General features: G+C 59.1%; 19 protein-coding genes and 2 pseudogenes. 11 read left to right on the top strand and 10 right to left on the bottom strand.

Features of this window, described 5'->3' with window-relative positions:
* Positions 1 to 127 precede the first annotated feature (127 nt).
* The 3 genes from MUN84_RS13295 to MUN84_RS13290 all read left to right on the top strand — a co-directional run bounded on the left by MUN84_RS13295 (position 128) and on the right by MUN84_RS13290 (position 3,059).
* Positions 128 to 2,182, top strand: a complete 2,055-nt coding sequence (locus MUN84_RS13295) for a M13 family metallopeptidase (RefSeq protein ID WP_244694520.1) — start codon at positions 128 to 130, stop codon at positions 2,180 to 2,182.
* Positions 2,183 to 2,404: 222 nt separating this feature from the next.
* Positions 2,405 to 2,536, top strand: a complete 132-nt coding sequence (locus MUN84_RS23025; protein WP_262920520.1) for a hypothetical protein — start codon at positions 2,405 to 2,407, stop codon at positions 2,534 to 2,536.
* 31 nt (positions 2,537 to 2,567) lie between these two features.
* Positions 2,568 to 3,059 carry a head GIN domain-containing protein gene (locus MUN84_RS13290; protein WP_244694519.1) on the top strand — a complete coding sequence of 164 codons (492 nt, stop codon included), beginning with the start codon at positions 2,568 to 2,570 and terminating at the stop codon, positions 3,057 to 3,059.
* 183 nt (positions 3,060 to 3,242) lie between these two features.
* Here the strand turns inward: MUN84_RS13290 and MUN84_RS13285 are convergent, their stop codons facing one another.
* The 6 genes from MUN84_RS13285 to MUN84_RS13265 all read right to left on the bottom strand — a co-directional run bounded on the left by MUN84_RS13285 (position 3,243) and on the right by MUN84_RS13265 (position 7,061).
* Positions 3,243 to 4,844, bottom strand: a complete 1,602-nt coding sequence (locus MUN84_RS13285; protein ID WP_244694518.1) for a T9SS type A sorting domain-containing protein — start codon at positions 4,842 to 4,844, stop codon at positions 3,243 to 3,245.
* A gap of 26 nt (positions 4,845 to 4,870) precedes the next feature.
* The gene (locus tag MUN84_RS23020) at positions 4,871 to 5,005 is read right to left on the bottom strand and encodes a hypothetical protein (RefSeq protein ID WP_262920519.1); all 135 of its coding nucleotides are present in this window, start codon (positions 5,003 to 5,005) and stop codon (positions 4,871 to 4,873) included.
* Positions 4,993 to 5,343: a putative Ig domain-containing protein gene (locus MUN84_RS13280; RefSeq protein WP_244694517.1), complete on the bottom strand. Its 351-nt coding sequence runs from the start codon at positions 5,341 to 5,343 to the stop codon at positions 4,993 to 4,995. The genes MUN84_RS23020 and MUN84_RS13280 overlap by 13 nt, the downstream gene beginning before the upstream one ends.
* Entirely contained in the window at positions 5,292 to 6,116 is an 825-nt protein-coding gene (locus MUN84_RS13275; protein ID WP_244694516.1) for a PA14 domain-containing protein, read from the bottom strand. Before MUN84_RS13275 ends, MUN84_RS13280 begins: the two co-directional genes overlap by 52 nt.
* Before the next feature lie 404 nt (positions 6,117 to 6,520).
* Positions 6,521 to 6,724: a hypothetical protein gene (locus MUN84_RS13270; RefSeq protein ID WP_244694515.1), complete on the bottom strand. Its 204-nt coding sequence runs from the start codon at positions 6,722 to 6,724 to the stop codon at positions 6,521 to 6,523.
* Positions 6,711 to 7,061 carry a hypothetical protein gene (locus MUN84_RS13265; RefSeq protein WP_244694514.1) on the bottom strand — a complete coding sequence of 117 codons (351 nt, stop codon included), beginning with the start codon at positions 7,059 to 7,061 and terminating at the stop codon, positions 6,711 to 6,713. The genes MUN84_RS13270 and MUN84_RS13265 overlap by 14 nt, the downstream gene beginning before the upstream one ends.
* A 196-nt stretch (positions 7,062 to 7,257) precedes the next feature.
* Here MUN84_RS13265 and MUN84_RS13260 point away from each other — a divergent pair, with 196 nt between their 5' ends.
* Positions 7,258 to 8,205 carry a 3-oxoacyl-ACP synthase III family protein gene (locus MUN84_RS13260; RefSeq protein ID WP_244694513.1) on the top strand — a complete coding sequence of 316 codons (948 nt, stop codon included), beginning with the start codon at positions 7,258 to 7,260 and terminating at the stop codon, positions 8,203 to 8,205.
* A gap of 99 nt (positions 8,206 to 8,304) precedes the next feature.
* Here MUN84_RS13260 and MUN84_RS13255 read toward each other — a convergent pair whose 3' ends face one another.
* Positions 8,305 to 8,541, bottom strand: coding sequence for a hypothetical protein (locus tag MUN84_RS13255; protein WP_244694512.1), 237 nt, complete (start codon positions 8,539 to 8,541; stop codon positions 8,305 to 8,307).
* Positions 8,538 to 10,424, bottom strand: coding sequence for a matrixin family metalloprotease (locus MUN84_RS13250; RefSeq protein WP_244694511.1), 1,887 nt, complete (start codon positions 10,422 to 10,424; stop codon positions 8,538 to 8,540). Before MUN84_RS13250 ends, MUN84_RS13255 begins: the two co-directional genes overlap by 4 nt.
* A 405-nt stretch (positions 10,425 to 10,829) precedes the next feature.
* On the opposite strand from MUN84_RS13250, the gene MUN84_RS13245 reads away from it, so the two are divergent.
* Complete coding sequence (locus MUN84_RS13245) at positions 10,830 to 11,267, top strand: hypothetical protein (protein ID WP_244694510.1); 438 nt, start codon at positions 10,830 to 10,832, stop codon at positions 11,265 to 11,267.
* Between the two features lie 246 nt (positions 11,268 to 11,513).
* On the opposite strand, the gene MUN84_RS13240 is transcribed toward MUN84_RS13245, so the two are convergent.
* Together MUN84_RS13240 and MUN84_RS23015 are read right to left on the bottom strand one after the other, a co-directional pair.
* Positions 11,514 to 12,248 carry a DUF72 domain-containing protein gene (locus tag MUN84_RS13240; protein ID WP_244694509.1) on the bottom strand — a complete coding sequence of 245 codons (735 nt, stop codon included), beginning with the start codon at positions 12,246 to 12,248 and terminating at the stop codon, positions 11,514 to 11,516.
* Entirely contained in the window at positions 12,239 to 12,364 is a 126-nt protein-coding gene (locus MUN84_RS23015; protein WP_262920518.1) for a hypothetical protein, read from the bottom strand. Before MUN84_RS23015 ends, MUN84_RS13240 begins: the two co-directional genes overlap by 10 nt.
* Before the next feature lie 380 nt (positions 12,365 to 12,744).
* On the opposite strand from MUN84_RS23015, the gene MUN84_RS13235 reads away from it, so the two are divergent.
* The 6 genes and pseudogenes from MUN84_RS13235 to MUN84_RS23010 all read left to right on the top strand — a co-directional run.
* A complete protein-coding gene (locus tag MUN84_RS13235; protein WP_244694508.1) occupies positions 12,745 to 13,452 on the top strand; it encodes a septal ring lytic transglycosylase RlpA family protein in 708 nt (235 codons plus the stop codon).
* Positions 13,449 to 13,562, top strand: a complete 114-nt coding sequence (locus MUN84_RS24610) for an SPOR domain-containing protein (RefSeq protein ID WP_410780104.1) — start codon at positions 13,449 to 13,451, stop codon at positions 13,560 to 13,562. The genes MUN84_RS13235 and MUN84_RS24610 overlap by 4 nt, the downstream gene beginning before the upstream one ends.
* A gap of 168 nt (positions 13,563 to 13,730) precedes the next feature.
* Positions 13,731 to 14,357, top strand: coding sequence for an outer membrane beta-barrel protein (locus tag MUN84_RS13230; protein WP_244694507.1), 627 nt, complete (start codon positions 13,731 to 13,733; stop codon positions 14,355 to 14,357).
* A gap of 283 nt (positions 14,358 to 14,640) precedes the next feature.
* Positions 14,641 to 15,246, top strand: coding sequence for an outer membrane beta-barrel protein (locus MUN84_RS13225; protein ID WP_244694506.1), 606 nt, complete (start codon positions 14,641 to 14,643; stop codon positions 15,244 to 15,246).
* Positions 15,247 to 15,347: 101 nt separating this feature from the next.
* Positions 15,348 to 17,548, top strand: a pseudogene (locus MUN84_RS13220) (penicillin acylase family protein).
* Positions 17,491 to 17,672 (top strand): annotated as a pseudogene (locus tag MUN84_RS23010) (penicillin acylase family protein); the annotation flags it as partial. The pseudogenes MUN84_RS13220 and MUN84_RS23010, both read left to right, overlap by 58 nt.
* Between the last annotated feature and the right edge of the window lie 142 nt (positions 17,673 to 17,814).

Here is a 17,814-nt window from a genome sequence, read left to right as displayed (position 1 = left end):
TTCAGCAGCAGAAGTTGGGGCAGATTCATAAGCAGGCAACGCAAAAGATGGACGGCTGTCTTTGCGCCTACGTGAACCGAACGGTTCGCGCTACATTCGCCTACCATATCGTTCATTTCTGCTTCTCATGCACCTTTCCCCTTCCTTGCGCCCCTGGCTGCTGGCGCCTCTGCTGGGCCTGGCTTTCACCGCCTGCCAACCCGGTGCCAACTCCGCCGCCAACCAGCCCGACCTGATTCGGGCCAACATTGACACGACCGTGCGGCCCGGCGACGATTTTTACAACTACGCCAACGGCACCTGGTTTAAGCAGCACCCCATTCCGGCTTCGGAAAGCAACTGGGGTATTGGCAAGGAGGTGCAGAACGAGGTATACGCCCGCCTGCGCAAGCTCAACGAGGAGGCTGCCAAAACCAAGGCCGCACCCGGCTCGGTGCAGCAGAAAATCGGCGACTTTTGGGCCACGGGCATGGACAGTGTCACCATCAACAAACAAGGCATTGCGCCCTTGAAAGGCGAGCTGGACCGCATTCAGGCCATGAAGTCGGTGGCTGATGTGCAGGCCGTTATTGCCCACTTGCAGCCCTTGGGCGTGAACACCATTGTGGGCGGCTACGTGGGTCAGGATGCCAAGAACAGCGAGAAAATGGCCCTGCAACTGTGGCAGTCGGGCCTGGGCCTGCCCAACCGCGACTACTACTTCAACAAGGACGCGCGCACCAAGAACATCCGCCAGGAGTACACCAACCACCTGGTAAAAATGTTTACGCTGCTAGGCCAGGACGCTGCTACGGCCCAGGCCAGCGCCAATCGGGTAGTGCAGCTGGAAACCAAGCTGGCTGCTGCCTCGCGCAAGCTCGAAGCCCTGCGTGACCCGTACGCCAACTACAACAAAATGGCCGTTTCGGGCCTGGATAAGCTCACGCCCGGCCTGAGCTGGAAGCCCTGGCTGGCCCAAATGGAGCTGGGCAAGGCCGACACCGTAATCGTGGGTCAGCCGGAGTTCTACCGCGAAGCCGGCCGCCTGCTCCAGTCGGCCCCGCTTGACGACTGGAAGGCCTACTTGCAGTGGCAGCTGGTGCACGCCTTCGCCCCTACCCTCAGCCAGGATTTCGACAATGAGAACTTCCGCTTCTACGGCACCGTGCTGCAGGGCGCCAAGGAGCAGCGGGCCCGCTGGAAGCGTGTGCTCGATGCCGAGGAAAACGCCATTGGTGAGGCCCTGGGCCAGCTATTCGTGCAGGAGTACTTTCCGCCCGCTACCAAAAAGCGTTACGAGGAGCTGACGGCCAACGTGGTGGCTTCCTTCCGGGAGCATATCAACGCCCTGGACTGGATGAGCGACTCTACCAAGCAAAAGGCCCTGGTGAAGCTCACCAAAATTACGCGCAAGGTAGGCTACCCCGAGAAGTGGAAGGATTACTCCTCCTTACAGATTGACCGTAGCTCCTACGCTCAGAACGTGATGCGCGCCAACCAATGGGCCTACCGTTATAACATCAATAAGCTGGGCAAACCCGTGGACCGCACCGAGTGGGGCATGACCCCGCAGACCTACAACGCCTACTACAACCCCAGCAACAATGAAATTGTGCTGCCGGCCGCCATCTTCGCCATTCCGGGCCTGCTGGACGCCAACGCCGACGACGCCATCATTTACGGCTACGCCGGGGCCAGCACCATCGGCCACGAGCTGACCCACGGCTTCGACGACGAGGGTAGCCAGTTTGATGACAAAGGCAACCTGCGCAACTGGTGGACCAAGAAGGACCGCCAGCTGTTCCAGCAGCGCGTGAACGGCATTGTGCGCCAGTTCAACGGCTACACCGTGCTCGACTCCCTGCATATCAACGGCAAGGCCACGGCCGGCGAAAACATTGCCGATTTGGGTGGCATCGTCATTGCCCTGGATGCTTTCAAGAAGACGGAGCAGTACAAGAAGGGCGAGAAGATTAACGGCCTCACGCCGGTGCAGCGCTATTTTCTGGGGTACGCCCTGGGCTGGCAAACCCACCAGCGCGACGAGCGGCTGGCCCAGTCCATCCTCACTGACGTGCACTCGCCGGCCCAGTTCCGCATCAACGGCCCCTTCGCCGACGTGCCCGAGTTCTACGAGGCTTTCAACGTGAAACCCGGCGACAAGCTCTACCTCCCCGACTCAGCCCGGGTGAAAATCTGGTAGGCGGCTCGTTATTACTCTACAACCAAAACGCCTTTCCGCGCCGTGTGCGGAAAGGCGTTTTCACATCTGCTCTTCCTTCATCCTTCCGTTTTCCGGGGAATGTTTCACGGTACGGCTTGGGCACTATATAGGCCGGTAGTAATTCTTTTCAGTCAGCAGGCAACGGTTTAGAAGCCAGTGTCATCTATTCTGCCAGACGTCCACCTTCACTCTTATTTTGTTATGAAAACCTTGCGTACTCTTTTGCCCGGCCTGTTGCTGGCCCTGCTGCTGTTCTCGGCCTTCCGCCTGGCCGATACCCGCGAAACCCGCTCCGTGGGCGCCTTCTCTTCCGTAGGGCTCGGGGCTCGATGAAGGTAATCCTGCGCCAGGGTAGCCCCAAAAAGTGGAAGTCACTGGCGACGCGGAGGACCTGGAAACGGTAGTAAGCAACGGGCGGCTGCGCATTGGCACCAAGAAGGAAGGCTACTTCAGCTCTTACAACTACAAAGGCAACGTGACGGTGTACGTGACCATGCCTACCATTAAAGCGCTGGCAGTAAGCGGTTCGGGCAACATCCGGGCCGCCGACCCCATTAAAGCCGACAACCTGGACTTGGCCGTGAGCGGCTCGGGTGGTCTACAACTGAGCAGCGTTACGGCCAGCAAAATCAGCTCGTCCCTGTCGGGCTCCGGCACCATCGAGGCGGCCGGTGTTGCTCCCGACCATGCTATTAGCGTGAGTGGCTCCGGGGGCGTGAAAGCGGGTAAGCTGCAAAGCAAAACCTGCAGCGTGAGCATCAGCGGCTCCGGCGACTGCCGGGTACAGGCCACCCAAACGCTGTCGGCTAGCATTGTGGGCTCCGGCGACGTGTACGTAACCGGCAACCCCAAGTGAAAAGCTCGGTGGTGGGCAGTGGCCGCGTTCATCGGGAATAGAATCTGCTACCTCACACCAACAAAAAGGGTCCCGGCTGCTGCAGCCGGGACCCTTTTTGTTGGTGTGATATGCAAGTAGTAAAAACCTTCGGTGCAAAGCCGTCATGCTTCGCTCCGCTCGGCATGACGGCTCTGTAAGGCCTTACTGCACTTCTATGCGTTGGGTAACAGTACCCTGAGCCGAGGTTACGCGCACCATGTACACTCCCGGGCGCAGCTGGCGGGTAGGGAAGGTGTGTTCCGTTGTGCTGGCGGCGGGCAACTGCTGGCGGTACACGGTTCGGCCGGTCAGGTCCAGTACCTGCAGTTGGGTAGCGGTGGCCGCGGCCTGCTCCAGGCGCACGGTGCAGGTTCCGGTAGCCGTGGGGTTGGGGAACAGGGTCAGCTGCAGACCATTGGCGCTGGCATTCCACTGCGTATTTACTACCCCTGAGAGGTGGGCCGTACCATCCTTGTCCAGTTGGCGCAGACGGTAGTAGTTCTGGCCGGCAAACGGGGCGCGGTCGGTGAAGCTATAGAGCTGACGCTGCTGGGTGGTACCCGCCGCGGCTACCCGGCCAATCGGCTCGAACACCTGGCCGTTGGCCGAGCGCTCCACTACAAACGTGGCGCTGTTAAGCTCTTGCGAAGTTTCCCAGCTGGTTACTACTCCCGTTTTGGTGGGCTGCACCCCGAAGCGAATGAGAGTAACGGGCAGGGGCGCGTTGGAAAGCGTAGTGCAGAGGCTGCCCGCCGATACGAGCTGACGCGACACGTTGGCGTCGGCGCTTTCGTACTCCAGTCGCAGCACGTTGGGCCCCACGGCTTCTCCGTACAGAATCAGAATATCGTGCAGGCCAGCCGTGAGGTTTACCACCCCTGATTTAGTAATAGCCTCGTGAATGCCACTGTTGCTGATAAGAGCCGTGCCCGGAGTAGGCGAGGATGCCAAGGCTGCATTGTCCAGCCAGAGGTAGGCGGCGTCGTCGGAGGTCAGGTGCAAGGTGTAGGTACCGGTGGTGGGCACCAAGATGCGCCCCCGGAACCGGGCACTGAACCCGTCAGGATCCTGCTGCCCCGTAATCTCAATCCAGCTTGCGGCGCTGCTGAAATCAATGGCCTGGGTGCGGTTGGTGCGCGTGGCCGCTGTGGAAGAGAAGAAGGTCAGATCATCGTTGAAGTAGCCCGGGAAATACTCCACGAACAAGCCCGAAGTAGCTACGGCGCTGTTGGCATCTACGCCGGCGCAGCCCACCGGAGCGGCGGCAACCACCTGCACGGTAAGCACTTGGGCAAATACGGCCGTACCACCAGAGTTGCGGGCGGCCACGCTTACGGCGTAGCTGCCTTCGGCTACCCCTGCACTAACCGAAAGCTGACCAGTAGCCGAGTTGATGGTAATGCCGGCTGGCAAATCGGCCGCGTTACTTATCAGGTATTCTACCACGGCCGAAGAGCTGGTGGCCGTGGGAGCTACCGAGGTACCGCTACGGCCAGTTGCCACGCGCAGGGTAGCAGGCGAGTAGTTCAGGGCCACTGCCAGCGGCAGCAGAGGCTGCACCGACGTGCAGAACAGGCTGCTGGGCACCACGGTCCGGGCCAGGCTCAGATTAGCGCTTTCATATTCTAGCAGCAACGTATTGCCCACGCCTTTGTCGCCGTAGAGCAGGGCAATATTGTGCAGGCCGGCGCTGAGTTTCAAGGTAACGGCTACGGTTTTGGCCGAGTGAACTCCGCCGTTGTTGATGGTAGCATTCTCCAGCACAAGCGGCGAGGCCAGGGCCGCGTTGTCTAGCCAGAGGTAGGCGGCATCATCGGCAGTGAGGTAGAAGGTGTAGGTGCCGGTTGCGGCCAGGTAGAGGCTACCCGCTGGCGCAGGCTGAAGTTGTCGGGGGCCGTTTGGGAGCCCGTGGCTACGGGCAGCAAGTTGCCAAAGCTGTCTTCCAGGGGAAGTTTATGTGCGCATCCGTGCGTACCAAGCCGGGGGTAAGGCCGGTGAAGAAGTTCGGATCGTCATCGAAGAAGCCACTGAAGTACTCGGAGTACAGACCAGCCGCTGCGGTCTGCCCGCCGGGGTCAGTTCCGCCGCAGCCCGTAGGTAGGGGCGCCGTAACGGTGAAGCGAAAGACGTTGCGGAAGGTGCTGGTACCGTTGGCGTTGGTAACGGCCACGGCCACATCGTAGCTCCCTTGGGGCACGCTGCCGGAAGCCGTTAGCACACCGGTGGCGCTGTTGATGCTGATGCCCGCGGGCAGAGCGGCCACGTTGGCAATGGCAAAACCAGTGGGGCCGCGCCGCCCGCCTGCACTACCGGGGTGCCGGAGCTCAGCGTAGTACCCGCCGGGAAGGCCCGCGCCGCCGGGCTATAGCTAATACTTTGGGGCACAGGAGGTACCGGCACCAAGCCCGTACACAGCACCGAAGAAGGCACTACCTGGCGCGCGATGCCTGGGCCTTCGTATTCCCACACCAACACGTTTTCGCAGCAGTCGTCGCCGTAGAGAATCTGCACGTTATGACGGCCGGCCGTCAGGGTTACGGTAGCAGTGCGCGTTAGGGCCGGGCGGCTGCCCTGAATGGCAATCAGGGCCACATCCGGGTTAGGCGGAATAGCGGTTGCCTCGTTGTCGAGCCAGAGGTAGGCCGCGTCGTCGGAGGTGAGGTAGAAGGTGTAGGTGCCCGTGGTGGCAATGTTAAGGCTACCGCGCAGGCGCAGGCTGTAGCGGTCCGGGTCCTGGGCCGTGCCTTCCGAAATGGGCCGTAGGTCACCGAAGCTAGCCGCGGTCGGGAAGTTCACCTGGGCCTCCACCCGCCGCAGTCCGGCCGGATTGGCATTGTCGGAAAAGAAACCAGTGTCATCAGCAAAGTACCGGCTAAAGTACTCCGCATATAAGCCGGTAGTGGCCGCTTGCCCCGCCGGGTCGGTGCCGGAGCACCCGTCCGCTTGTGCCTGTGCCTTTTGGGCCGGCAACCACCACAAACCACACAGTAGCACCACTAACCAGTAGTGCTTACAGGAAGAGAAGAAGTATTTCATCTTGTTATGATTTTGTATAACTAAGCCAGTATTTTTCTGCTACTAAAAGTAGATATAAAATATTTTGTTGCAAGATTTTAATTTTATATTGTATTAATTAGACAAGACGGTTTTCATTATTCTAAGCCCGCTGCACTGTCGCCACTTGGTTAAAATGCTTTTCCGGCTCAGAATATCAAGCTTTTATCTTTTTTATAGGACAAAATTTTTTATTTCTATTACTCTCCGAATATTTTCCCTTTTTCGGACTGAACATAGTCTGCGTGGAGTGGCATCTATGGTCTGATAGTGGGTTTTTACTGGCGTAAGTATCTACCAAACAATACGGCCCACTCCCTGCCGCCTTAGAGGCTAGGGAGTGGGGCCGTGCTTTCTGCTGTTACCAAAAAAAGCTACGCTGTTAGTTAGAAGTCGAACAAGCCGCGCCGAGAATTGCTCTTTTGCTTGGTCTTCTGTTTCTTCTTGTCCTTGTCGCCACCGAATAGGCCGTTAAACAGGCCGTTGTTTTTTTCCTTCACCAGAATATAGCGCACCGATAAGGCGGTAGGGAAACGCGCCCAATCGTCGGAGTTAAACTCGATGGTGGGTTTGAAATCAAGGCTGAGCACGAAGGGTGTAAAAGCCACCTTGTACTCTACCCCGCCAGCGCATCAAGGCCCCGAAGCCACCCGTGTCCTTGTTATTGCCCAGGTGGCCGCCGGCCCCGAAGTAGTAGTTCAGGCTGGGGCCCAAAATGCCGAAGTGCTGCTCGGCCAGCAGGGTAGCGCTGACCTCCCGCGAGCCTACCAGGGCCAGGCCTTCCAGGGTAGTTTTTTCCAGAACCTTTTGCTGTACGGTGAGGCCGTAGTTGTTCTTACTAAAGCGCAGGCCCGCGGCGGTGCGGTACTTCTGAGCGAAAGCGGAAGACGCTACCAAGGCGCCCGCCGCTACCAGAGCGGCCGTCATTACCCGTCCCGGATAAGGAGAAGAAAAGAACATCATAATCTTATAGAGAGCCCACTGAACCTGAGCCGCTGGTGCGCGTTGAACGAGCAAGGCGTGCACAAAGTACGGGCCGCAGCCGGAAAAGGCGGCAACTTGCAGCGCAAGCGTGTACCTTGCCGCCTTATTCCTGCATTGCCTCACCCCTGCTTTCCTACCCGTGTACATTCATCAGGTGGCGGCCTATCTGCCCGCCGAAGTCATTACAAACGACCATTTTACGCGGCTAAACGGCCTTTCACACGAGTGGATTACGGAGCGTACCGGCATTAGGGCCCGCCGCAAGGCCGCCAGCGGGGAAAACACCAATACCATGGCCTTGGAGGCCACTCGCCGGGTGCTTAGCCAAACCACGGCCTTGCTTTCCGCTGAAGTAGACCTGATTGTGGCCGGCACTTATACGCCCCACGACACTATTTATACGGTAGCCCACGCCGTGCAGCGGGAGCTGAACGTGTCGGATATTCCGGTGGTCAGTATTTCCTCGGCCTGCTCCTCCCTGCTAAACGCCGTGGAAATTGTGGAAGGCTACTTTGCCATGGGCAAAGCTAGCCGGGCCCTGGTAGTGGTAAGTGAGCATAACACGGCTTATAATAATGAGCAGGACACCGTAGCTGGTCACTTGTGGGGCGACGGCGCGGCGGCCCTGCTGCTCACCACAGAGCGCCTAGCTCCCGCTGACCTGCACGTGCGCAGCGTCCTGACTGGCGGGGCTGGTAACGTGGGCAAGGCCGACCATGCCGTAACCCTCAAGCCGGTAGAAAAAGGCATTGTGATGCCCCACGGCAAAGACGTATTTCTGCACGCCTGCACCTACATGACGCGCGTTACCCAGCAGATTATGGAGCGTAGCAATCTGGCCGTCAGCGACATTACCTATCTGATTCCGCACCAAGCCAATCTGCGCATTACCAAAAATGTGCTGCAGCAACTGGGTTTGTCGGAAGACCGGGCCGTTTCCAATATTGAAGAACTGGGCAACACAGGCTGCGCCGGCGCTGCCATTGCCCTAGCCGACACCTGGGCCCAGCTACAGCCCGGCCACAAGGTAGTCGTAACCGTATTTGGCGGAGGCTACTCCTACGGGGCCATGCTGCTGGAACGGTAGATAACTGTACTTACCTTATAAAAAAACCCGCTTGGCCGGCTGTAGCAGTAACACTGCTACAGCCGGCCAAGCGGGTTTTACTTGGGGTATACTACTTGTTTATTCGATTTTTATGAGCGGCACAGTGCCCTTCGGGCCGTTGGAATCGTTCCAGCGCACCAAGTAGTAGCCTTGGCGTAATGGCGGGGGTACTACTCTCAGCCGGTTGAGTCCGGTTTGGTAATTCACCAATGATCCTCCTATATAACGCCCTACGGCATCATAAAAGCGGACGGTGAGCGTACCACCCGCAGCACCGATGTACTGCAGATTCAGTTCCGTACCATTGCCAGTCAAGGGGTTAGGAAAAACCTGGAGTGTATTGACGGCGGTAGCATCGTCGGTGACGCCAACGGGTACGGCAGTGTCCAGGCTGTTGTCGGGCGGCGCAGGCGGAGGCGGTAGTAGTTCAGGCCGGCGGGAGCTTGCGGATCGAGCAGGCGGTACTGGCCCGAAGCAGCGCCTGCCGGCACCGAGCCTACTACCCGCCAGCCGGCCGTAGTATCAGATGAGGCCCGCTCCACCACGAAGCCACTCAGGAAGCACTCGTTCTGGGTAGACCACTGCACGGTGGTTCCGATGCCTGCCACAAAGCTGGCGCTCTGCCGCGTTAGAGGAGCCGGCAGCATGGCGCCTACCTCACAAATTGGCGGCTGGAAGCTTCTGGTACGCAACACGTAGCGCCCCCCGGCAATATCGCTGGCGGCGGCCAACACCCGGCTGCGCTGCCCGCGGGCAATGGCGTAGTGCATCACGGCGCTGGGCAGAATCAGGTGGGAAAGCTGCTGGGCGTGGCCCAACTCGTGCACCGCCACCGACTCAAAATCGATTTGCGAAGCGGCCGGATTTGCTGGTCCAAACTGCCAGTTCGTTCCATCATCGAACTGCATATCCAGTTCATCCACGTAGAATGTTACGTTCCCGTTGGGCAGGTAGCAGCCCCGGTAGTAACTGGTTGTGCGGCCTAATACGTTGGTGGGCAGCTCCGAGCCACTGTCAAAACCCACGGCATTCTCGCCGTCGTCGGTGGCGCCGCGGTTGGTACGCGGGGCGCCCACTTCCCAGTTAATGCCGGTCTGGCAGCGCCACGTAGCCAACGCCCGTTGCCAGGCTGCCGTAGCCGCTGTATTGGCCGTGAAGGCTGTTTCAAACCGAAATGAGATACCCCCATTTTCGTTCTGGCCGCGGTGCGCAGGCACCACGCGCTGCCGGGTCCGGTTGTCCTGCACGTTGGAGGCGGCGTACACAATTTGCACCGCTTGCAGGCTGGTGACCAGCAGCTGGTCGGCGGAGGTTACGCGCACCGGCCCGGTACCGGCCGGGTTGCCCGTAGCGCTGGAGGAAGGCACGCGCACCTGAATCCGGGTGTCGGACCAGCTCACGTAATCGTCGTCGTTGACCTTGGTGAAGGTAGCCCCGCCGTCATCGGCATTCCGGAACTCCACCGAGCCGTTGCCCCGAGCGGCCCCAAAGCCCGTGCCCGTAATGGTTAGCACCGCGCCAGTACCGGCCGTCAGGCTAGTCGGCGACAGGCCCAGCACCACGGGCGCCAAAACCTTCGCGGCCCCCGCCGGGGTAGCCCGGCGTGTTAGGGCAGCTTGCAAGGCCTGGTTAGGTCGGACTTCCCGAGGCGTGGCCCCCGCCACGGTTTGGTAGAAGGCGGGCGTAAGCGTGGGGTAGCGCCGGAAAGGCTCGGCGGCGCTTGCAGTGCGCAAATCGTACTCTATAAATCCTTGCTGGCTGGCATACACGGCCCACTCGGAGCCGGCCGGCACACCGGGAAAGGCGGCGGCTTCCAGAAAAAACACGCCCTGCTGCCCAACCCGCAGCGCCAAGGTGTTAGTGAGTAGTTGTCGGTCGAGGCCAACGGTGCCACCTTCAGTCACGACGGTGAGTTGAGCGGGCGCAGCGCCTTTCACTTTCAGCTGCTTAAATACTTGCAGTTGATGGCGGGTGTAAATACGACCGTTGGCGGCCCGAAAGCCTTGGGCATCGAGCACCTCCGCCTCCACAATAAGGGGCACGTGGGCCGCGCGGGCGGCGGGGTTTAGGGGTACAAGCAGGCAGTGCGTTTCTGACTCGGGAGGAGCGACGGACGGGGCGGTGGCCGATTGCCCGCTCGCAGGCAAGGCAAACCAGCTCAGCCCGGAGGCGACACACAGGAAGGGTAGAAATTTCATATGGCAGAAAAGGCCCCGGCGGAGCATGCCTGAAGGTACTGGTTTTGCCGGGCGAATGGTTGAGGTTTCAGCTTCTTTTTTACTTCTCTCCCTGCTACGTGCAACTATTCACAACGGCTGAAACTCCTCCCGCTGATTCCCTTCCAACCTCCTCTACCCTATGCTAAAGTTACCCCTAGTTACGCGCGGCACGCTGGCTGTCAGCTTGTTCTGCTTATCTGCGCAGTTGGCCGCTGCCCAAGCGCCCGATAGTACGGTCAGCGTCGCGCCGGCCACGTCGCAAGGCAGTGGCACGTTGCTTAAGCTTGGCACTGGCATCACCCGCGGCTTTTCGGTGGGCGGTTTCTCGGGGTTACGTTACCGTTGGTGCTTGGGGCTGAGCATCATCTTAGCCCGGCTATATCTGTGTATGGCAATGCCTTCAGCGGCTTTTTTCTGGGCCCAAACCCGCGCCGATCCGACGGTTCCAGCCCTTACATACTAGGTGACTTCGGCTTTGATGCTGGCGTACGCTATTATTACGGCCAGGAAAAACGCCGGCGCCAGGGCAGAGTTACGGGACCATTTGCGGGCAATTATCTGGCCCTGCAAAGCACCTCGCTGTTCAATTCTCACTACGTTGACTCGCCTTACCGCTACTCCACCCTAACCTTATTATGGGGTATGCAGCGCCGCATTGGAAAGTATGGCTTGTTTGATGCCTACGTAGGCGCGGGGCTGGCCCGCGAGCGACTGTATTATACGGGAGGATTTAGCCCGGCATCTTCTCGAATCCGCACCAGCTTTGCCCCCGAAATCGGCATTAAATTCAGCCTGGGAAGCCGGCTGACCTCCAACAAGTAGGGCGCCCCTAGCAACTTACCAAGTTGTATTACTCTGCTATTCGGAATAGGAGCAAGAAATTTAGGGTAGCCCCTGACTGGGCGCTCAGCTTCCGTACTCCTGCTCGGAATGACGTAGTAACACAGCGTTTCAGACAGAGGTTAAAAAGAAGGCCCTTGACTACTTGTAGTCAAGGGCCTTCTTTTTAAAACAAGCTACCCTGCACCGGTTGCGGAATTACGCGGGGCGGCTGCACGGCCATGCCCGTCAGCTCGTGCAGGCGGCGCAAGAAATGCTCGGCCCAGATGGGGAATGCATGATATCCTTTTGATGAATAAACACATAGGCAGTGTGCAGCCCGGCTTCCAGCCACCCAGCAATGCGCGCGGCCCAATCATCAGCGCGGCGGAAGTCGGAGTCTACCAACCCGTGCCCATTAAGCCTTACGAAAGCTACCGGCGTGGTTAGGCGCATGTGCAGGGCATCACGGCGGCCGGCCACGTCACTGAGTACGAGCGGTTTGTTGAGCGCCTCTAACATGGCTGTAACAGAAGCCAGCAGCTCCCGATTAGCAAACCAAGCCGGATGGCGCAACTCTACGGCCAGGGGCACATAGTCGGGAAAGTCGAGCAGGTAGCGTTCCAGCCGGGGCAGGTGCTCCGGCCCGAAGGTGGGTGGCAGTTGCAGAAAGGCGTGTCCCAACGTGGGCCCCAGGCCCTCAATGGCCCGGCAAAAGCTCAGCGTCAGCTCATCGGCGTTATACAGGGCCCGGTCGTGGCTGATGATTTGGGGCAGCTTGGGGCAAAACCGGAAGGTAGCGGGCACGGCCTCCCGCCAGCGGCGCACGGTAGTAGCGTCGGGGATGCGGTAGTGGGTAGTGTTCAGCTCGATACCATTGAACTGCCGCCCGTAGTGATGGAGGTAATCAGCATCCCGAATGCCCAGGGGAAAGTAACTGCCCAGCCAAGCCTTATTGGTCCAGATGGGGCACCCTACGTGCACGGCCGGGGGGCCGGCTGCGTAGGTAGTGCCCGGGCCAGCACCACCGGGGTTTCGGGGTGGTCGGCGGGCAAGCGAAAGTCAACGTAGCGTAGGTCGGAAAGGCGGCCAAAATCCATTCCCGAAGGTACGGCGAAAGCGCCGTAAAAGCGTACCGCTACCGGGGCCTCTAGGTTGAAATCCGTACCTAGTGCTTAGCATATTCCCGTGACTTTTGCAACCTCGCTGTGAAGCATCTGCCAGCCAAGAAGCCAAAATTTTTTAACCGGCAGATAGTCTTATTTCAAACCGGCCTTGGAAAACAACTAAAAAGAGTGCAAAAGTCGACTTAGGTAAACACAATCAGGTATTTTACACCGCTATAACTGATTATTTAAATGCAAAATTTATTAGAAAAGGTCAATTTTAAATTAGGAGACATCTTGCATACGGACCTCTTTGGGTCCCGGGTTAGGTAGACGGTTCTAGCTTTGTCATACTCACCAACCAATGAGAATGGATGAAGTTGAATCTACGACTGCACATCTCGGGCTTGATGACGGCCATGCTCTTCGTGCTGCTAACGGCCTTCTCGGTCTCGGCACGTTCGATGGGCGTATGTGAAGATGAAAAAGCCCCCGCGGCCGCCGCTAAAAAGGCGACCGTCCTCCGTGGCCGAGCCTCCTGGTACGGCCGCGAACATCAGGGTCACCGCACCAGCAACGGCGAGCGGTTCGACCGAAACAAGTACACTTGCGCCCACAAAACCCTGCCTTTTGGCACCAAGCTGCGCGTTTCTAACCCCGCTACTGGTAAGTCGGTGGTGGTGCGTGTTACGGACCGCGGACCGTTCCGCCACCAGCGCATCCTTGATTTGTCGGAAGTAGCTGCCCGCCCTTTGGGCATTGTAACCCACGGCGCCGTATCGGTGGTTGCGGAGGTAGTAACACCAGAAACGCCCCTGGGCCCCACGGAGGCCCCCACCGACTTGGCCACCCTGGCCTCCGACTCGACGGTAACCATTGGCCTGCTCACCGATATCCGGGCGGGTTCCTCCGAAGCGCAGGATGTAGCCGTTACGCCTGAGCCAACCGCTACCTTTATTATTCAGGCCGGTACCTTCGGTGACGTACGCAACGCCCAGGCAGTAATAAACAAAATCCAGGGCGCTGAGCCCCAACTGTTGATTACGAGCGTAGCCGCTAACGCCCCGATGGCCGCGCCCTGAACCGGGTAGTAGTTGGCCGCTTTGCCACCCAAGCCGAGGCCGACGCAGTGCGCCAGCGCCTAGCCCGTCTCGGCATTGCTGGGCTAGTCCGCCAGGGCGAAAACCTATAACTACGGATTCAGGCGAATTTTTGGGCTTACACCCATTCGTTATAAATGCCCTACCTCCTTCTGCCAGCAGAAGGAGGTAGGGCATTTATAATAGACTCTTTACAGCGTATCAGTATACCAGAACGCGCGCGGCGGCGTTAGCGCCAGCGTAACATTCAACTTCTATATATGAATATCTTACCTATCGGCATTCTGGTCGGTATGCTTGCGGCTAGCTCAGCGGCGGCTCAAACTGAAAAAGGCCACACGTATCTGCGGCTCAGTGCCGGCAACCTCAGCTACTCGAACCAGGATCAAAATCAGTTTGGGAACGAGTACCGCCAGATTTTCGGGTCGCTCTACCCGGCGGTCGGCCGGTTCGTGGCCGACAACTTCCTGGTGGGCGCCGAAATTCCGCTCAGATACGGCCACACCCGCTATGAGGAAGCGTTTATACAGATTCCAGGCGTTAGATCCGCAAGTCAGGTTGACGTTGGATTGGGCCCTTTTGTGCGCTACTATCTGCCTGGAACCAGCAACCACCGCTTTTTTGGGCAGCTAAACGGCAGCTTGGGTTGGCAGCGGCAACGCCAGATATCCACCGATGACTACCCCACCGGCACCCGCACGATCAAATTTGAGCGGACCATCGATTACCAGACCTACGGCGCGGCCCTGGGCTACAACTACTTTATTACTCCGGGCGCGGCCCTGGAAGTAGCGGCGGGGTATGTGCGCAGTACCCTCGGCCCCGACCGCACCAACGGAAGCCTAGATATTCGCGCGGGAATAGCTGTGGTATTACCCGCCGACTAGCACATCGCTTTATCAGGTACAAGACGCGGCGTTACCTGCTTACAGGGGCAACTTGTTGCCACCGCCACCCGGGACGAAGCTGACACCGGGTGGCACTGCCCGGCCCGGCTTGGTATTACGGAGCAAGTCCGGCAAGGCGAGAATTTATAAACTGTCCTTCCTTTTCCGACCTACGCAGAAAAGCCGCTGACCCAAGGGGCCAGCGGCTTTTCTGCGGGTAGCCGTTCTCATTATCCCGCTTGTTCTTTAGATTTAGCAGTTTTTATATATCCACTTTTTTCCAATGAAAAAGATATTACTACTTGGGCTGAGCAGTACGTTAATGGGCGCGGCTTTCGCGCAAACCGAGAAGAGCAGCACTTATTTAGGAGCTAACGTAGGCAACTTGAGCTACCGAAACGACGGAGGTAGCAACGAATTGGCCGTAAATGTGTATCCAACGGCCGGTATTTTTCTGGCCGATAATCTTTTGCTGGGTACCGGCGTACAGGTGGGCTATGAACGGCTGTCGTTCGACAACTCGAGTCAGAAATACCGGGGCTATACCACCACGTTAGGCTTGTTACCGTTTGTGCGCTATTACCTGCCGGGTACCGGGTCCCACCGTTTCTTTGGGCAGGCACAAGGGGGCGTGGTTTGGACACGTTCCCAGGTAACTATCGACTACAGTACCGGCGAGAACGACGAGCGGAAAGCCAAAAACCATAACTCTGCTTTTGGAGCAGCGCTAGGGTATAATTATTTTCTGACGCCCGGAGCTGCTCTTGAAATTACGGCTGGCTACCAGCGCAACACCAATGGCCCTGAGCGCACCATCGGGCTGCTGGACATACGGGCGGGCTTTGCAGTATTCCTACGAGGAAAGCAGGCGGCCATTACGGCTCAGTAATCCGCCCAGCTTAGGGAAAGCCGGCGCGCAACTACTCATTACGTTGCGCGCCGGCTTTTTTTGTCGGATGTTGAGTGAGCTTTAGACTTTGTTCTCTGCGTATGCTACGTTTCCTTAGGCCTGGCCTGGCTCTGCTCGTTACGCTTACCCTGACGTGGGTGCTAACCACCAAACACGGCGACGTGCCGCCGGTAGCTCGCCTGCTCAGTCCCTACCAAGGTTTCTGGCAGAATGGTGAAACGGCCGCTGATTTTCCGGCCCAGCAAACCCTACAGCTGCCGGGCCTGCACCAGCCCGTTCGGGTTCGGTTTGACGACCGACGGGTGCCCCACATCTTCGCTCAGAACGACCACGACCTCTACTACGCCCAGGGCTACCTCACGGCCCGCGACCGGCTCTGGCAGATGGAGTTTATGACCCGGGTAGCGGCCGGCCGTATTTCGGAGGTAGTAGGCCCCAAAGCCCTGGAATACGACCGGTTTCAGCGGCGCATGGGTTTGCCCTATGGGGCCGAAAACTCCCTGCGCTCCATGCTGCGCAATGACACCACCCGCCTGGTGCTAGAGTCGTATTCCGAGGGCGTTAATGCCTACATCAGCAGCCTAGCGCCTCAGGACTACCCCTTCGAGTACAAGCTGCTCGACTACGCCCCCGAGCCCTGGCAGCCCCTAAAGTGCGCCCTGCTGCTCAAGCTCATGGCCTGGGACCTGAGCGGCCGCTCCGACGACCTGCGCATGAGCAACATCCTGCGCAAATACGGCCCCCAAGTAGTGCAGGACCTCTTTCCGAACTACCCCAACCGCGAAGACGCCATTGTGCCTCCTGGTACACCCCTGGAATACCCGCCCCTACCCGTACCAGCCACACCGCCTTCTTTCACGGCGGCCCTGAGCGGCCGGCTGCCCCAACAGGAACCCGACCCGGAGCTGGGCTCCAACAACTTTGCGGTGGCGGGCCGCCGCTCAGTCTCGGGGCTGCCGCTGCTGGCTAATGATCCGCACTTACAGTTGAATTTGCCCAGCATTTGGTACCAAGTGCAGCTGCATGCTCCGGGACAGAACGTGTACGGAGTTACCATTCCGGGTGCGCCCGCTGTTATCATCGGCTTTAATGAGGACGTGGCCTGGGGCGTAACCAATGTGGGTGGCGACGTGCTGGACTGGTACCAACTCAAGTTTCGGGATGCCAGCCGCCGCCAGTACTGGCACGATGGCAAGTGGAAGCCGGTGCGCCAGGTAGTGGAGCGCATAGCCGTGCGCGGCCAGCCCGACCTCCTCGATACGGTCCTGTATACCCACCACGGCCCGGTGGTGTACGACCAGAACGAGAAGGTTTTCAACAAGCAGACGCCCATCCGGCACGCCATGCGCTGGACCGCCCACGACGGGGCCAACGAGGTGCAGACCTTTTATAAGCTGAACCACGCCCACTCTTACCAAGATTACCGCCGCGCCCTGCGCACCTACGGCTCCCCGGCTCAGAACTTTATCTTCGCTGATAACCGCAACGAAATTGCCATTCAGCCCAACGGGCGCTTCCCGCTAAAGTGGCCCGACCAAGGCAAGTTCATCCTCGACGGCACGGATGCGCGCTACGATTGGCAGGGCTGGATTCCGATGGAGCAGAACCCGCACGTGAAAGACCCCGCCCGGGGCTTCGTGTCGTCGGCTAACCAGCCCTCCGCGGGCCTCGACTACCCCTACTACCTCGGCTGGGATTACGCCCCTGCTGACCGGGGCCACCGCATTAATGAGCGATTGACCCGCATGCAGCGCGCTACCCCGACAGCCTGCGGATGCTTCAAAACGACAACCTGGGCATCACGGCGCGACAGTTGCTGCCCCGGCTGTTGTCGTTGCTGGCGGCCGCACAGCTTTCACCGGCCCAGCAGCGGGCGTACGCGGAGCTGCAAAAGTGGAACTACCACTACGAAGCCCAGGCCATTAGTCCGAGCATTTTTGAGCTGTGGTACCTAAACTTGGTAGAGCAAGTCTGGGATGATGAATTCGGGAGCGAGGCAACGGGCCTGGAAATGCGGTATCCATCCCGGGCCCGCACCAACGACCTGCTACTGCGCCAGGATACCAGCCGCTGGCTAGATGACCACCGCACGCCCCAGCGCGAAACCCTACCCCAGTTAGCCCTAGAATCTTTCCGGTTTGCTACTGATTCCTTGACGCGCAAGTTTGGCCCCTGGGGCCGAAGTGGGCCTGGTCTAACCAGAAAAGCACCGATATCAACCACTTGGCCAACCTCACCGGCTTCGGGCGGCAGGATATTGCTTGCGGCGGCAGCCCCGTGAGCGTGAATGCCACTGGGCCACGCAACGGGCCCTCTTGGCGCATGGTAGTGGCGCTGGGGCCGCAAGTAAAAGCCTACGGCATCTTCCCCGGGGCCAGAGTGGCAACCCAGCCTCCGCCTACTACGACGACATGATTGACACTTGGCGGGTAGGCCAGCTCGACGAGTTGGTGTATCTGCGGGCCGCCGACGAAAACCACCCCCGTCTGCGCGCCGCCTGGCGACTGGAGTAGCCCGCACCAGCAATTTGCGGCTGCTTTTCCTCTG

Source organism: Hymenobacter sp. 5516J-16, from assembly GCF_022919335.1.
Lineage (GTDB): Bacteria > Bacteroidota > Bacteroidia > Cytophagales > Hymenobacteraceae > Hymenobacter > Hymenobacter sublimis.
The sequence above is the reverse complement of the archived record's forward strand: the minus strand, read 5'-3'. Positions and strand labels throughout refer to the sequence as shown.